The following is a 13,846-nucleotide window of genomic DNA, read 5'->3' as shown; positions in this document are numbered from 1 at the left end:
CTTCTGAATCAGCAGAAGAAGAGGTTTCCAAAACAAAAAAGGCCATACCCCTAGGATACAGCCGTCCCTAGTTTTTTATAGAGGGTTTTGCTAGAAACCTCTCCCGTACAAGCGTACGGAATTGCGATTCTTCTGTTTTTCTTCTTTACTATACCATACTTATGGCTTTTGTTGTAGCGTCTTTTTCACTTTTTCCGCTGTCCATACATACACATACAGGAGCGGAACATACACTGCGACAAGATAAAACCCTGCCTTCGCTGTCCATTCCGTCAACTGCTCAATATCTGTCTTCTCTTGGAAAAACAGCGTCCCGACAAATAAGCAAGCGAGCAACACGGGAAGCGAACGGCGCTGCTGAACAGCGAACAGCTGTTTGATCACGCGCGTCGCCGCCCAAATAGAGACCGCGATGATCGGGAACACAACAAGTACATAAATCGAGATGACGATATATTCCATTCTCTCGATAAACGGCACTTCCGGAATTTTGGCCAGCGTCAGCGTCGGCCATGTAATATGCTGAACTTGCTCTTTGTTATAAAACACAATGGAAATGAGGATCAAAACAAAATAAATGAACATCGTAAATGCGTTGGCCGCATGCGCCCACTTTTGCGAGGACGGAGCCTGTTTTAAAAACGGGTAATACATCAGCAGCATTTCAAACCCTAAATATTGCAGCACCATCTCTTTCGATGCTTTTGCCAATTGCCCAAACGAATGGTCGAACACCGGCAATAAATTCCGGTATTGAGCATACTCAAGCGGAAAGAAAACCATCGGAAAAATCGTCAACAGCGGAGTCACCACCCCCCAAACGCATAAGCCGACAACGACGCGAAACCCGCCGGAGACGACATAATACGTCATCAGCAAAAACATAAGGCTGAACTGCCACGCCCCCATCAACGGGAACACCCATACTTTAATGATTTCAATGTATGATTGAAGCACCATAAACGCCGCCAACGCGTAGTAAAAAAGAAGTCCAAGGCTCAGCACCCCGCCGATCCACCGCCCGAAGTACTGTTCATGAAGCGACACGAGGTCTCCGCCTGATGGAGAATGCGACAGCAGCCGATACATCAGCCAAATCAACACGTGCGCCGCCAATCCGGCCATTAAGACTGCCATCCAGGCATCCTGCCCCGCCTCTTTCATCAGTGGACGCTGAAAATTGAGTGCCCCGACCCCAACTTGCGTAGCATGAATGACAAAAAACACAAGAAACGGGGAGATGAGAAACCGTTCCTGAATGGCCTGCTTCATCCTAATCCCTCCTCATGTTCCCCGTCTTATTCGCCAATGCCGGTATGGACGATATCCACCGTGACGTGCGGGCGGATGTCTAGATCCGGGTATTCACGGTAAAACGCGTCGGAATCCCAATGTCTTGTCACGCTGCGAACAAAATCTCCAATGCCGAGCGGGTCAATCCGTTTTTTCTGAAAATAGTGGAATAACCGGCGCATATTATGCTCCAATTCGTTTTGCATTTTTTTCTTCACATCAGCAAACAAATCACCTCCCGGCTGATCGAGCCATGACGGGTAATCCCTCACCGACGCATGGATATGGACGAACACATCAAGCACATGGCGGCCTCCATCACGCTTCCATTCATATTTCGGCTTCGCCCATAAGTTTTGCAGCATCACCCGATCCTCGCCTTGTTTTCCGCGATTCCCAACCTTCAACTGGTAGACGCCGTTTTTCGTTTCTCCAAGCAAAATTTTCATTAAAAACGAATCACGCAAACTCACATGCCCGACATATCGGTCGTCGCGAAACAACGCGACCCCTTCAAGCTTGACGAAATCTCCTTTTTTCTCAAAATACGGCAAAAAAGGGTCGCTCCCCGGGGAAAAATAGCGATACAAAAACAAGTGCAAATTCGTTTTCGGCAAGTTCATCGACTGCTCATTCTGCTCCACCAGATTCGGCAAATACAACGTATCGCTCAGCGTCGTTTTCGCCGTGATGTTTAGCAGCTCCTTCGCGCTTTCTTCCGCCACGCCAAGCAGCAAATGACTGCCGACTTTGTTGTTGCGCGCGAGGCTGTGCGTAATTTGCGTCACCCCCCGCCGAGCAAACTCCTTGCCGAACAAAATCAAGCGCAGCTGCCCTTCCTCAATCGGCAGCGCTGATTTCGATGACAGGCGCGGGATTAAGTCGTAGATTGTCGGCGACGTCGTCGTCAGCATATTCGGCTTTGTCATCGGCCCTTGCTTGAACGTCGGGTACACCGCAGTGCCCGTGTAGCGGCCGTTCTCGAAATCATACCCCATCTGTTGAATAATTTGAATTTCGTCAATCGGCCGCGAACTGGCGCAGCCGCCAAGCAACAGCAGCGCACCGAGCCATAGAAGCCCACGCCTCATCACGATCCCCCTTACTCATCAATATCGCGTTTTTGCTTCGCCGCATTCGGGTCATAGCGAAACCGCGACCGCGGACGAAGAAACATCGGCCGCTCCGCCGTTTCACTGTATGGCGAACGAACGAATGTATCGCGGAAGCTGCGCACACGAAATGGATAAAACGGCAGCAAATACGGATAGCCAAACGACTGCAACCGCCCTAAATGAATGAGCAGCCCGCAGACGGCAAAGATAATGCCGATCCCGCCCCAGAAAGCGGCAAACAAAATAAATGGAAACCGGATGAACCGAATCGTGTTGGACATTTTGAAAATCGGCGTTGTAAACGAAGCGAGCGCCGCCAACGCGACGACAATCAACAAAATCGTACTCGTCAGCCCGGCATCAACGGTTGCTTGCCCGATGACAATCCCGCCGACAATCCCGAGCGTTTGCGCGACTTTCGTCGGCAGCCGCGCCCCGGCCTCGCGCAACAGCTCAATCGTAATTTCCAAAAACAGCACCTCGAGCATCGGCGGAAATGGCACGTTCGAGCGTGAATAAATGATCGGTCCAAGCAAGTCTTCGGGAATCATTTCATAATGATACGTCAGCACCGCCACATAAATCGGCGACGCCAACACGGAAAACGCAACGCCGAAAAACCGAATGAGCCGGAAAAACGTGCCAAGCACCCATGGCAAATAATAGTCTTCCGGCGACGTAAAAAAATCGAAAAGAGCGGCGGGGCCAATCACGGCATACGGGGAGCCGTCGCAAAAAATGGCCACCTGACCCGACACAAGCGCATAGATGGCCCGATCGATCCGCTCGGTCGAGATAAAAAGAGGAAACGGTGTCCGTGAATTATCCGCAAGAAGCTGATCCAAAATGGCGTTGTCAAACACGACGTCAAAATGAATGGACTCAAGCCGCTGCGTCACCGTTTGAATGACTTCCGGATTGGCGACGCCATCGATGTAGGCGATGACCACTTTCGTTTTCGACACCGAACCAATCGACATTTCCCGAAAGACAAGATTCGGCGTCACCACTTGCCGGCGGATGAGATGCAAGTTGACCCCGACGTTTTCCACAAATCCGACTTTCGGTCCGACGACGCTGAATTCGTTTTCCGAATCATTGTTTTCCCGAAGCCCCAAATTTTCGGCGGCGGCGCTCATGAGCGCCGCTTTGTTTGGTTGCCCGCGGAATGTGACCGCGACAAACCCTTTCAGCACCTTCTCTTCAATCAGCGCCGTGTCTTCACTCACTTCAATGCGCTGAATCGGCACGATTTGCTGCAAGTCTTCCAAGCGGACCGTCGGATGGTTTGGAATGTCGTTTTGCAAATGGCAAAGAATCCGCTCTTGCAGCACTTGCGGATCGACGAGCGAATCAAAATAATAAATCGACAGCTCCTTGCCTCCCACAACAAACGACACTTCGACAAAATCGCTCGATTGCCGCAGCGTTTCCCAAAGCTGCGAAATGGGCCGCTGAGGGGGGCGTTTTTTCTTTTTTTTCCAAAATGAGAATAAACCCACGAACATCCCCTCGCCTTTCCGTTTACAGCATAGTCTTCCAATCGATCGATATTTTTATGCATCCCCCTTTCATCCTATTGATTCGACAAAATCTTCTATATATTATTGAAAATAGACAAATGAGAAAAGGAGAATCGTCTATGAGCGAACTGACGAACCAGCGCCGGGCGAAACGAGCGTTGAAAAAAGTGACGGAAACGGCGGAAGCGCTGCGGGAGATGATCGACCGAACCCGTCCGCTTGAAGAACAGCTTGACCGCATCCGCACCTTTTTAGACGAGCGGCTCGGCCGTGATGAATATTTTGTTCTTGTCGATGAAAGCGGATACGGAGTTGTCCATACGAACCGCCTTCGCGAGGGAAGGGTGTTTGCCGACCCGGTCGGGCTGGCCGCCGCCCGCACGAACGAGCCGCTCTTGCAAGTGTACGAACGCGATACAGGCGAGGTGCTGATTGACGCCAGCTGCCCGTTTTGGACGGAGCCAGGCGGAAGGCGGTTCAATTTGCGGATGGGGCGTCTTATGCACCGCCCGTATTTGCAATGGGTGCTGGCCAGCATCGCCGTCACTCCAGCGGTGGTCGGGCTGGCTTCCTCCGTCGCCGGGGCGCCGCCTGTTTGGGCCGCACTGTTTGCCGCAGCAGCCGGGCTTGGACTGGGCGCCGCCTGGCATCGGGCCATCGCCGCCGAGCTTCGCCATTGGTACAGCGTCGCCCGCACCGTCTCCTCAGGCCAATTGCAAACGGAAGTGAAAACGAAGAAAAAACGAGATGAATTTCATCAAATCGCCTACGAAATCAACAAAATGATTCTCGGCATCCGTACGATCATCCATGAGCTTGGCAAAGCGGCCAAAACGGTGCATGATGTCAGCCATGAGCAACAAATGGAAATGCGCCGCCTCTCTGAATCGTTTGACGAAATCGCCGCCGCCGTCGAAACGTTCCGCGAAGGGGCGAAACAACAAACGACCGCCGTCGAGCAAGCGGGTGACGTCATCGGGCAGATGGTGGAACGCGTGCAACTCATGCGGGCCGCCGTTGAACGCGTCGTAAGGCAAGCGGGCGACGCTTGGTCGTCAGCAGCAGAAGGCATCCGCCTCATTGAGGAAACGAAAACAAACATGGACGCGATGCAGCGCGGCATCGGCGAAATGACTGCCCTCATCGACAAAGCAGCCAATGAAGCAGCGCGCGTTCATGAGATGATCGCCGCCATTCGCACGATCGCCAAACAAACGAACTTGCTCGCCCTAAACGCCTCGATCGAAGCGGCACGGGCGGGTGAAGCGGGCCGCGGTTTTTCGATCGTCGCCGAAGAAGTCCGAAAGCTCGCTGAAGATACAAACGCGTTCGCCGCTGAAATTTTTGCTTCGCTCGACGCCATGACGAACGCGCTCAAAGAAACGGTGCAAGCTGTACAAGGAAGCGGCCTCCGCGTTGAAACAACGAAAGACTCGCTTTGGAAAACAGGGGAAACGTTCACATCGTTTCAAGGCATGTTCGCCCAACTGAACGACTTGCTTCAGCAAAACGAAGCGTATGTTAACGCCATCACCGCCGACGGCGAGCAGCTCGGCGGACTGATGGAAGACGTACGCACCGTCGCCGCCGATTTTTCAAACATGGTGCAAGAAACGGCGGCTGGGCTTGAGCAACAAACGCTCGCCCTTCACCAGCTGGCTCGGGAAGCCGACACGTTGGCTGCGGCAGCGCGCGATTTAGAAAACATGATCGCCCGCTTCCACTCATAACGCAACGAAGCCCTTTCGTCCCCCTTCACCAAAAAACTTTGGGGAACGAAAGGGCCCATTTACTGGCGCGGCAGCTGCCGGCGCCAAAGAAGCCACAAAAGCACAAGACTCATATAGCCAAACAGCGGATAGATGAATGACAGCAGCTCCCCGTAATGAAACGGGCTGACCGCCGCAAACAGCAAAACGAGCAGCACGCCCAGCCATTTCCCGCCAAGCGGCGCCCAAACGCGCACTTGGCGTGCAAGTCCAAACATGCCGCCGATGACCGATGTAAAAATTTCTCCGTAAATGACGACGACATAAAGCCAATACAACACAGTAAAAAACGTATGAACGACTTCGGCCATTGGAATATCATAATCGTCCTTGTGTGGAAACGACAGCAGCACCATATGGTTCAACAGCAGCAAAACCGTCAGCACCATTCCGCCTAACATCGCTCCGCGCCTCACCGCTCGCTCATCGGTCGCTTCGCGGGCGATGGGGACAAGCACCGCTTGGGCCATCGCCAAGTTAAAAGCCGCATAGGAAAACGGGGACAACATCGCCTTGAGGGAATAGTCCACCGCAGCCATGTCCGGACGGCATAAATCGCCAGCCACGATTGTTTTCACAAAGGCGATGGCGCTGAACAGCACCATCATCGGCGCGACAAACACGTTGACGCCAAACAGCCCTTTGCGGTCAAGCAGCATAACCAAAAGCGCCAACCCGAGCGTCAGCGCGACGCCTGCCTGCCGCGGCCAGCCGATTTGCTCTTCAAACACCGCTCCCGCCCCGGCGATCATCACCGCCGTCACCCCGGCGATCATCGCCGTCATCACGAGCGTCACAAACGGGCTCAACATGTTCCCGAACAAATAGCGATTCAACTCATCATAGGACGCGGCTCCAATGCGGCGCGCCATCACCATCAGGCGCGCGCCGCCCCATGTGAACAAAACGCCGCTGACCGCCACCCCGATCGTCCCAGCCATTCCGTAGCGGGTAAAAAATTCAATAATTTCCCTGCCAGTCGCAAATCCCGCTCCAATCACCGTACCGACGTAAACAGCAGCGATTTGCCACGCCTCCGACCACTCGTGTCTCTTGCCCAAATCCTCCATCTCCCTCTCTTGTCCGTTGCTTTTCCATATATATGTATATGTCCGGCATGGACAAGAAAGACGATAGAACGAAAAAGAAGGCATCCGAGACAAGATGCCTTCTCACACACCGCAAACTCTCTTCATTAATATGGCATGCGATGTGAAATCGCGTTTCCATCAATGAACTGTCACTTGTTCGACTTGATGTTCGTGCAGCCCGCCGCTTCCTTCGACGTGCACTTTCACCGAATACGTTCCTTTGTTGGCAAACGTGGCCATGGCTTCGTACTCGCCGTTTCCTTTTTCCTTTGCATCGACAAATTCATGCTTATTGTCCGCCTGCCAAATCTCAAAACGAACGGTCGCACCTGTCAACGGCTTCCCATCTTTGGTGAGGCGGACGGTCAATGCCGCCGGTTTTCCGGCTTCGAACGAACGGGACGACAGCGAAATGGCGACGGCGCCATGATGGTGTTCTTCAGCACTGCCTTGGGAATTTTCGCGCGCACCGTCAGCCGTCGCCGCCTGTTCCGGGGTGCCGGCGACAATATCTTTTTTCGGCATGTTATGCATGTCGCGCGCCGTCACATGGGCGATGACCGAATATGTTCCCGCTTCGGTGAACGTTTTTTCCACCGAGTAGCGGCCGTCGCCGTCATGCTTCGCTTCAAGCATTTCCCGCTCGTCGCTTCCATGCTTCCATACTTCAAACTTGACTTCGTTCGCATCGTCTACTTTTTCATCGCCGTACGTCACGACGCAGGCGAGTTTCGTCGGTTTGTTCAAATCGATATGATCGGGCGCATCGATTTTCACGTCAAGCACGGCCGGCGTCTCGGCTTGCTTGTTGTGATTTGTACAAGCAGCCATGATCATCCCGAAAAGCAAAGCAACAAACGCAAACCCAACCTGTCTTCTCATCTTCACCTTTCTCCTTTTTCCTTCAAATTCGTGATCATTGTCAGCGCCAGAGGCAGAGTCTTTTCCGCCTCTTTTTCTGTTTTTCACTTTATCATAGCTTTGCCGCACCTACATTAGTATTCACCATTTTTTCAAAAACATTTCATCGTTATCACAATTTTTTTGTACAAAACACTTGAAAGTCAAAAAAGGTCAAAGTATAATAAAGTCAGAAGGTCAAAGAAAGTCAAAGTCAAATAACAAAAAAAGGGGGTTATGCCTCATGCTATGCCAAGCATGCCAACAACGTGAAGCAACGGTGTTTGTCAACTTGCAATGGAACGGGGAAAAACAACAACTTCACCTGTGCCATGAATGCTATGAAAAGCAAAAACAACAACTGTCCATTCCGATGAACTTCGGCTTTTCACCGTTTTCCTTTGATGACTTCTTTACTAGCCCGTTCACAGCCGCCAACGCCGGAATGAGCGCGCCGAAAACGATGGCGAAGCGCCCGCAAAGCCATGGCGGTGGATTTTTGGATCAATTCGGCCGCAACTTGACGCAAATGGCGAAAGCGGGCTTGATCGATCCGGTCATCGGCCGCGACAAAGAAATCGCCCGCGTGATCGAAATTTTAAACCGCCGCAACAAAAACAACCCGGTGTTGATCGGGGAGCCGGGTGTCGGGAAAACAGCCATCGTTGAAGGGCTCGCGCTGAAAATTGCCGAAGGGCAAGTGCCAGAAAAACTGTTGAACAAAGAAGTGTACTTGCTTGATGTGGCGTCGCTTGTCGCCAACACCGGCATCCGCGGCCAATTTGAAGAGCGGATGAAGCGGCTCATCGCCGAACTGCAAGAGCGGAAAAACATCATCTTGTTCATTGACGAAATCCATCTGCTCGTCGGTGCTGGAGCCGCTGAAGGCTCGATGGACGCCGGCAATATTTTAAAACCGGCGCTTGCCCGCGGCGAACTGCAAGTCGTTGGGGCGACGACACTCAAAGAATACCGGCAAATTGAAAAAGACGCGGCTCTTGAGCGCCGCTTCCAACCGGTCATCGTCCACGAGCCGACCGTTGAGGAAGCGATCGCCATCTTAAAAGGCATTCAGCCAAAATACGAACAATTCCATCATGTCCGCTATACGGACGAAGCGATCGAAGCGTGCGTGAAATTGTCGCACCGCTACATTCAAGACCGCTTCCTCCCGGACAAGGCGATCGACTTGCTTGACGAGGCCGGCTCGAAAGCGAACTTGCGCCTCGGCCCGACCGATGAAAAACAACTGCAAGAGCGGTTGATCCAAATCGCGAAAGAAAAAGAACAAGCGGCGAAAGAAGAAAACTACGAATTGGCGGCGAAACTGCGCGCTGAAGAGCTGAAGCTTGAAAAACAACTCGAGCAAGGCGTCACCCAAGAACGCCCTGTCGTCGATGCCGCCGACATCGAACAAATCATCGCCGAGAAAACCGGCATCCCGGTCGGCAAGCTGCAAGCCGATGAAAAAGAAAAAATGAAACATCTCGAAGAAAACTTGGCGAAAAAAGTGATCGGCCAAGCGGAAGCGGTGAAAAAAGTCGCGAAAGCCATTCGCCGCAGCCGCGCCGGCTTGAAAGCGAAACACCGCCCGATCGGTTCGTTCTTGTTCGTCGGCCCGACCGGCGTCGGGAAAACGGAGCTCGCCAAAACGCTCGCCGAGGAGCTGTTTGGCACAAAAGACGCCATGATTCGCCTCGATATGAGCGAATACATGGAGAAACATTCCGTCTCGAAGCTGATCGGTTCGCCGCCGGGCTATGTCGGCTTTGAAGAAGCCGGACAGCTGACGGAAAAAGTGCGCCGCAACCCATACAGCATCATCTTGCTTGACGAGATTGAAAAAGCGCACCCGGATGTGCAGCACATCTTCCTGCAAATTTTGGAAGACGGCCGCTTAACCGACAGCCAAGGCCGCACCGTCAGCTTCAAAGACACGGTCATCATCGCGACAAGCAACGCCGGTGTGACCGACAAAAAAATCACCGTCGGCTTTGAAAAAGAGGGCAACGGGCAAACAAGCGTCCTTGACTCTTTGAGCGCCTACTTCAAGCCGGAATTTTTGAACCGCTTCGACGCCATCATCGAGTTCAAGCCGCTTGAAAAAACGCACTTGCTTGAGATCGTCGACTTAATGCTCGCTGACGTCAAAGCGGCGATGCGCGAACAAGGCATTGAACTCGAAGTGACCGAAGCGGCGAAAGAAAAACTGGCCGAACTCGGCTACCATCCGGCCTTCGGCGCCCGCCCGCTCCGCCGCGTCATCCAGGAGCATGTCGAAGACAACATCGCCGACTGCCTGCTTGACGCGGATCAATCGGTGCGTGCGATCCGTATCGATGTCAAGGACAATGCCATTGTGGCGGAAATCGCCTAATTGTGGCGTAACGACCAACGCGCACACCTATATCATCCATCACCCGAATGACTCGAACATCGCCCCATCCCGTTTTCGGGGTGAGGAAGTGTTTTAGGGAAGAGCAGCAAAAAGAGCCGCCCCGAAGTTTGTATGTAAGGAGGAAATGAATCAATCAGCCCCTGCTTCTTTCGCTCAGAGGGATTGGCGCATCATCGCCATCCCTTTTTCTTTTTCCATCTTTTCGCCAAGAACAATAAGATTTTGCTATTAAGATTTTGCTATAATGAAGAAAAACGCAAGGGGCATCGCGATTGCTAAACGAAATGGAGACGATCATCGTTCAGACGCTCCGCCCCGCTCTTCACCCGTTCGTCATCTACCTGTTCGGTTCAGCCGCCCTTGGAGCGTTGCGCCCGGACAGCGATGTCGACATCGCCTTTGTCAGCGACGGCGAACCGCATGATCCGTATGAGCTGTTTCGGCTTTCGGGGAGTTGGCTGACAAGTTAGGGCGCGATGTCGATCTTGTCGATTTGCGCCAAGCCAGCACCGTGTTTCAAGCGCAAGTCGTCTCAAGCGGAAAGGTGATCGATTGTGGCGACGAACGGAAACGAATGGAGTTTGAAATGAAAACGTTGAAAATGTATGCAAAGCTGAATGAAGAGAGGGCGCCAGTATTAAAACGAATTGCAGAAAGTGGGTCGGTGTATGAAACATGATGTGATTTTGAATAAGATCAGCATCATTGAACGATGTCTGAAACGAATTGACGAAGAATATGACCATGATCCAAAAAATTTACAAAATTACACAAAGCAAGATTCGATCGTTCTTAATTTGCAGCGGGCGTGCGAGGCATGCATCGATTTGGCCATGCATATCGTGGCCGAGCAGAAATTCGGACTGCCGCAACATAGCCGCGATGCATTCGCTCTTCTCGAAGAACATGGGTCATCTCCCCTTCCGTAAGCAAAAAGATGAAGGCGATGGTCGGATTCCGCAACATCGCCGTTCACAACTACCAACAACTGAACCTTGGCATTTTGCAAGCCATCATCGACCACCATCTCGATGATTTTAAACACTTTGCCAAAGCCATCCTCGATTATGCCAAGAAAAACGGCTAGGCCGGCTCCCACGCGGAAGCCGGCCGGTTAGCGCCGCAGACCGTTCATCAACACGTGAATCGTCCGCTCCATTTCCGCCTCATCGTCCCAATGGTGGTCAGGCAAAAGGAGAAAGCGGGCGGCCAAAAAGCCGGCGAGCGATGTGATCGTCAAGCGGATGACCGAATCAACCGGCAGCTCGGCCAACTCCCCTTTCTCTTGAAAATGGCGGACAATGCGGGCGAATTTTGGATACACGTGCTCGGTAAACACGCGTTGAAAGCACTGTTTAATCTCGGAATGAAAGGCAACCTCCTGCCAAAGCACACGAATCGCTGGCAAATACGTTTTCACAAAGGCGTAGCGGTTGGCGAGCACCGCGCGCAAAAACTGTTCGTACGTCTCATATTCGTTGTCAAACACTTCGCGGACAAATTCTTTCGCCAAAAATGGGGCGACGGACTGAAACAATGTCGGCGTGACGATGGCCAACAGCAAGTCTTTTTTCGTCTTATAATGGCGGAAGATCGTCCCTTCCGCCACCCCGGCCTTTTTGGCGATTTCGCTCGTCGAGGTCGCCGCATAGCCTTTTTCAGCAAACATTTCAATGGCGGCTTCCAAAATTTTCAGCTGCTTTTCACTGAACTGCCCTTCCTTGCCGCCGATTTGCAGCAATTCCTGAATCCATGAATGCTCGCTCATGACTCTACTCCTTACAGCTTGCGGTATTTTTTCAGCGCTACTACATTTAATAGCATAAACAGCAACGTAAAGCCAAGCAGCACGTACACATCCACGGCGATGGCGCCAAAGCCCTCTCCGCGCACCATAATATCGCGCAACGCGTCCGCCCCGTAGGTGAGCGGCATGATGACGCTCAGCGAGCGAAGCCATTCTTCCATCGTGTCAAGATTGAACAAGCCGGAGAAAAACACTTGCGGCACGACGACAAGCGGGATAAACTGCACCATTTGCAGCTCGTTGTTGGCGAACGCCGACAGCAGCATCCCAAGCGCAAGCGCCGTCATCGCCAGCAAAAACGTAATGAGCAGCACATACCAAAACGAACCTTCCATCATCATGTCCAGGACATCAATGGCAAACCATGAAATTAAGCTTGCCTGAATCGTCGTAAACAACCCGAACCCGATCATGTAGCCAACGCCCATTTCCCAGCGCCGAATTCACTCGCTTGATCAATGCCGGCGATCATGCGCACCAACGTCGTCTTGCCCGCCCCCGACGGGCCGAGCAGGCCGAATATTTCCCCCGTCTAGACATCCAACGACACATCGTCGATGACTACTTTTTTTCCAAACCGCTTGGAAACACGCTCGACTTGAATAGGTGGATGAGTGCGCATTGTTCATTCCCCCTTTACACCTCATCATGACGTCACCAGTTTGCCGGATTCCTCCGATTCCTGAACCATACGTTTCTTGAATGCCGAAACGATGACGAGAACAACCCCGACAAGCGCCAGCCAACATAAGACGGAAACGGGTTCGTTCCATTGAAATGTCGGATCAAAGAAAAAGAGTTCCCGAAGCCCCTCGACCATGAAGCGCTGCGGCAGCCATGAATAAACCCAATCGCGGTAAAATGATGTCATCAATTCCGGCGCCATGGAAAGCAGCGGAGCGCCGAAGAACAAAAGAAGAATAAAAATCGGGATCCCTTTTAACCCAATCCAACCGAACACGGCGCTTTCAATGGCAAAAAAGCTAAAAAAGGCAAGGGAAACAAACAGCGCCATATCTATAAATGAAGGGATATGAAATCCGATCGCATCCGCCATCCCGATAAGTTCAAATCCTGCGATCAGCGCCAGCAGCAGCCCAACAACCGTTTTCATCACCTGTGCAACCAGCTTCTCGCGTCGATGGGCAAACGCGCGTCGATCCATCGCTAAATGTAGCAGCGCCGCTGCAGCGAGGCTTGCCATCCAAATCGGCTGAACGAACGAAACAGGCGCATTGCCGTTGGCGCTGTGTGTGCCGACCGCGTGAATGACGGCCGTCTCTTTCTCAACAGGCGAGGCGAGAAGAGCAGCCTGTTCAACCGTCACCATTCCCCCTTTTTTAGCCATCGCTTGCAACAATTGTTGGCGCACGTTGGCATTGATATGGTCCGCTGCTTGATTCAAGATTTGCTGCACGATGGCAGACGCTGCGGCATTCATTCCTTGATTGACGACGATTTTCACTTTTGGGGCAGAAGGACGGGGCGTCTGCAGGGACGCTACTTTCTTGCTGAAATCTTTTGGAATGATGAGAGCGCCATAATAGTGTTGCTTATCCATTCCTTTTTTCGCTTTGTTCTCGCTGTCAACTTGCATCCAATCAATTGGGGTTGATCCTTTCCAGCTGCATTCGATTTCGCCATGTTTTGGATGGCTTGTTCAATGTTCTTCCCTATGTTGATCGGGGGCTGATTCGGCAATTGCACCCCTTCGTCCTCGTTGACAAACGCAACGGGAAGCTTTTGCGGCTTCGGATGCACGGTTGGAACAAGAACAAGAGAGAAAATCAATACTACAATGGCCACCATGACAGGCGACAAGGCCACCCACTTACTTCTCAAAATGCTCATGCACCTTTCCTCCTTCTTGAAATAAAATAGTGAGTAATCACTCACAAAAGTATAAAACAGGACAAACGTGTTTGTAAAGTGAGTAATCACTCACAAAAT

At 52.1% G+C, this 13,846-nt stretch carries 10 protein-coding genes and 4 pseudogenes; 4 read left to right on the top strand and 10 right to left on the bottom strand.

Going from position 1 to position 13,846, the window contains the following annotated elements; genetic code table 11:
* Positions 1 to 159: 159 nt before the first annotated feature.
* The 3 genes from A0V43_RS02180 to A0V43_RS02170 are packed head-to-tail and all read right to left on the bottom strand — an operon-like array spanning position 160 to position 3,910.
* The gene (locus A0V43_RS02180; protein WP_063192279.1) at positions 160 to 1,272 is read right to left on the bottom strand and encodes a GerAB/ArcD/ProY family transporter; all 1,113 of its coding nucleotides are present in this window, start codon (positions 1,270 to 1,272) and stop codon (positions 160 to 162) included.
* Positions 1,273 to 1,298: 26 nt separating this feature from the next.
* Positions 1,299 to 2,384, bottom strand: coding sequence for a Ger(x)C family spore germination protein (locus A0V43_RS02175; RefSeq protein WP_063192278.1), 1,086 nt, complete (start codon positions 2,382 to 2,384; stop codon positions 1,299 to 1,301).
* Between the two features lie 11 nt (positions 2,385 to 2,395).
* Positions 2,396 to 3,910 (bottom strand): spore germination protein, encoded by a 1,515-nt coding sequence (locus tag A0V43_RS02170; RefSeq protein ID WP_063192277.1) that lies wholly within the window; start codon positions 3,908 to 3,910, stop codon positions 2,396 to 2,398.
* Between the two features lie 140 nt (positions 3,911 to 4,050).
* Between A0V43_RS02170 and A0V43_RS02165 the strand changes: the two genes are divergently transcribed.
* On the top strand, positions 4,051 to 5,661 hold the full coding sequence (locus tag A0V43_RS02165; RefSeq protein ID WP_063192276.1) for a methyl-accepting chemotaxis protein: 1,611 nt from the start codon (positions 4,051 to 4,053) through the stop codon (positions 5,659 to 5,661).
* Positions 5,662 to 5,720: 59 nt separating this feature from the next.
* Here A0V43_RS02165 and A0V43_RS02160 read toward each other — a convergent pair whose 3' ends face one another.
* Together A0V43_RS02160 and A0V43_RS02155 are read right to left on the bottom strand one after the other, a co-directional pair.
* Complete coding sequence (locus A0V43_RS02160; RefSeq protein WP_081601519.1) at positions 5,721 to 6,761, bottom strand: YkvI family membrane protein; 1,041 nt, start codon at positions 6,759 to 6,761, stop codon at positions 5,721 to 5,723.
* Positions 6,762 to 6,929: 168 nt separating this feature from the next.
* Entirely contained in the window at positions 6,930 to 7,673 is a 744-nt protein-coding gene (locus A0V43_RS02155; RefSeq protein ID WP_063192275.1) for a FixH family protein, read from the bottom strand.
* 262 nt (positions 7,674 to 7,935) lie between these two features.
* Here A0V43_RS02155 and A0V43_RS02150 point away from each other — a divergent pair, with 262 nt between their 5' ends.
* The 3 genes and pseudogenes from A0V43_RS02150 to hepT all read left to right on the top strand — a co-directional run bounded on the left by A0V43_RS02150 (position 7,936) and on the right by hepT (position 11,176).
* The gene (locus A0V43_RS02150; RefSeq protein WP_063192274.1) at positions 7,936 to 10,068 is read left to right on the top strand and encodes an ATP-dependent Clp protease ATP-binding subunit; all 2,133 of its coding nucleotides are present in this window, start codon (positions 7,936 to 7,938) and stop codon (positions 10,066 to 10,068) included.
* Positions 10,069 to 10,361: 293 nt separating this feature from the next.
* Positions 10,362 to 10,768 (top strand): annotated as a pseudogene (gene mntA / locus A0V43_RS02145) (type VII toxin-antitoxin system MntA family adenylyltransferase antitoxin).
* Positions 10,758 to 11,176, top strand: a pseudogene (hepT, locus tag A0V43_RS02140) (type VII toxin-antitoxin system HepT family RNase toxin). Before mntA ends, hepT begins: the two co-directional pseudogenes overlap by 11 nt.
* Before the next feature lie 27 nt (positions 11,177 to 11,203).
* On the opposite strand, the gene A0V43_RS02135 reads toward hepT, so the two are convergent.
* The 5 genes and pseudogenes from A0V43_RS02135 to A0V43_RS20140 form a co-directional block, all read right to left on the bottom strand.
* A complete protein-coding gene (locus tag A0V43_RS02135; RefSeq protein WP_063192273.1) occupies positions 11,204 to 11,857 on the bottom strand; it encodes a TetR/AcrR family transcriptional regulator in 654 nt (217 codons plus the stop codon).
* A gap of 11 nt (positions 11,858 to 11,868) precedes the next feature.
* Positions 11,869 to 12,339 (bottom strand): annotated as a pseudogene (locus tag A0V43_RS02130) (ABC transporter permease); the annotation flags it as partial.
* Positions 12,339 to 12,518 (bottom strand): annotated as a pseudogene (locus A0V43_RS18525) (ATP-binding cassette domain-containing protein); the annotation flags it as partial. The pseudogenes A0V43_RS18525 and A0V43_RS02130, both read right to left, overlap by 1 nt.
* 24 nt (positions 12,519 to 12,542) lie before the next feature.
* Positions 12,543 to 13,457, bottom strand: coding sequence for a DUF3533 domain-containing protein (locus A0V43_RS02125; RefSeq protein WP_236930899.1), 915 nt, complete (start codon positions 13,455 to 13,457; stop codon positions 12,543 to 12,545).
* On the bottom strand, positions 13,397 to 13,747 hold the full coding sequence (locus A0V43_RS20140) for a YhgE/Pip domain-containing protein (RefSeq protein WP_236930898.1): 351 nt from the start codon (positions 13,745 to 13,747) through the stop codon (positions 13,397 to 13,399). Before A0V43_RS20140 ends, A0V43_RS02125 begins: the two co-directional genes overlap by 61 nt.
* Between the last annotated feature and the right edge of the window lie 99 nt (positions 13,748 to 13,846).

Origin of the sequence: Geobacillus sp. JS12 (assembly GCF_001592395.1) — a bacterium.
Taxonomy (GTDB): domain Bacteria; phylum Bacillota; class Bacilli; order Bacillales; family Anoxybacillaceae; genus Geobacillus; species Geobacillus zalihae.
This window is presented reverse-complemented; position numbering and strand designations above follow the sequence as displayed.

Coding starts and splice junctions, on each gene's coding strand:
- A0V43_RS02180 (WP_063192279.1), bottom strand. CDS start 1,272: ATGAAGCAGGCCATTCAGGAACGGTTTCTCATCTCCCCGTTTCTTGTG.
- A0V43_RS02175 (WP_063192278.1), bottom strand. CDS start 2,384: ATGAGGCGTGGGCTTCTATGGCTCGGTGCGCTGCTGTTGCTTGGCGGC.
- A0V43_RS02165 (WP_063192276.1), top strand. CDS start 4,051: ATGAGCGAACTGACGAACCAGCGCCGGGCGAAACGAGCGTTGAAAAAA.
- A0V43_RS02155 (WP_063192275.1), bottom strand. CDS start 7,673: ATGAGAAGACAGGTTGGGTTTGCGTTTGTTGCTTTGCTTTTCGGGATG.
- A0V43_RS02150 (WP_063192274.1), top strand. CDS start 7,936: ATGCTATGCCAAGCATGCCAACAACGTGAAGCAACGGTGTTTGTCAAC.
- A0V43_RS02135 (WP_063192273.1), bottom strand. CDS start 11,857: ATGAGCGAGCATTCATGGATTCAGGAATTGCTGCAAATCGGCGGCAAG.
- A0V43_RS02125 (WP_236930899.1), bottom strand. CDS start 13,457: ATGGATAAGCAACACTATTATGGCGCTCTCATCATTCCAAAAGATTTC.
- A0V43_RS20140 (WP_236930898.1), bottom strand. CDS start 13,747: ATGAGCATTTTGAGAAGTAAGTGGGTGGCCTTGTCGCCTGTCATGGTG.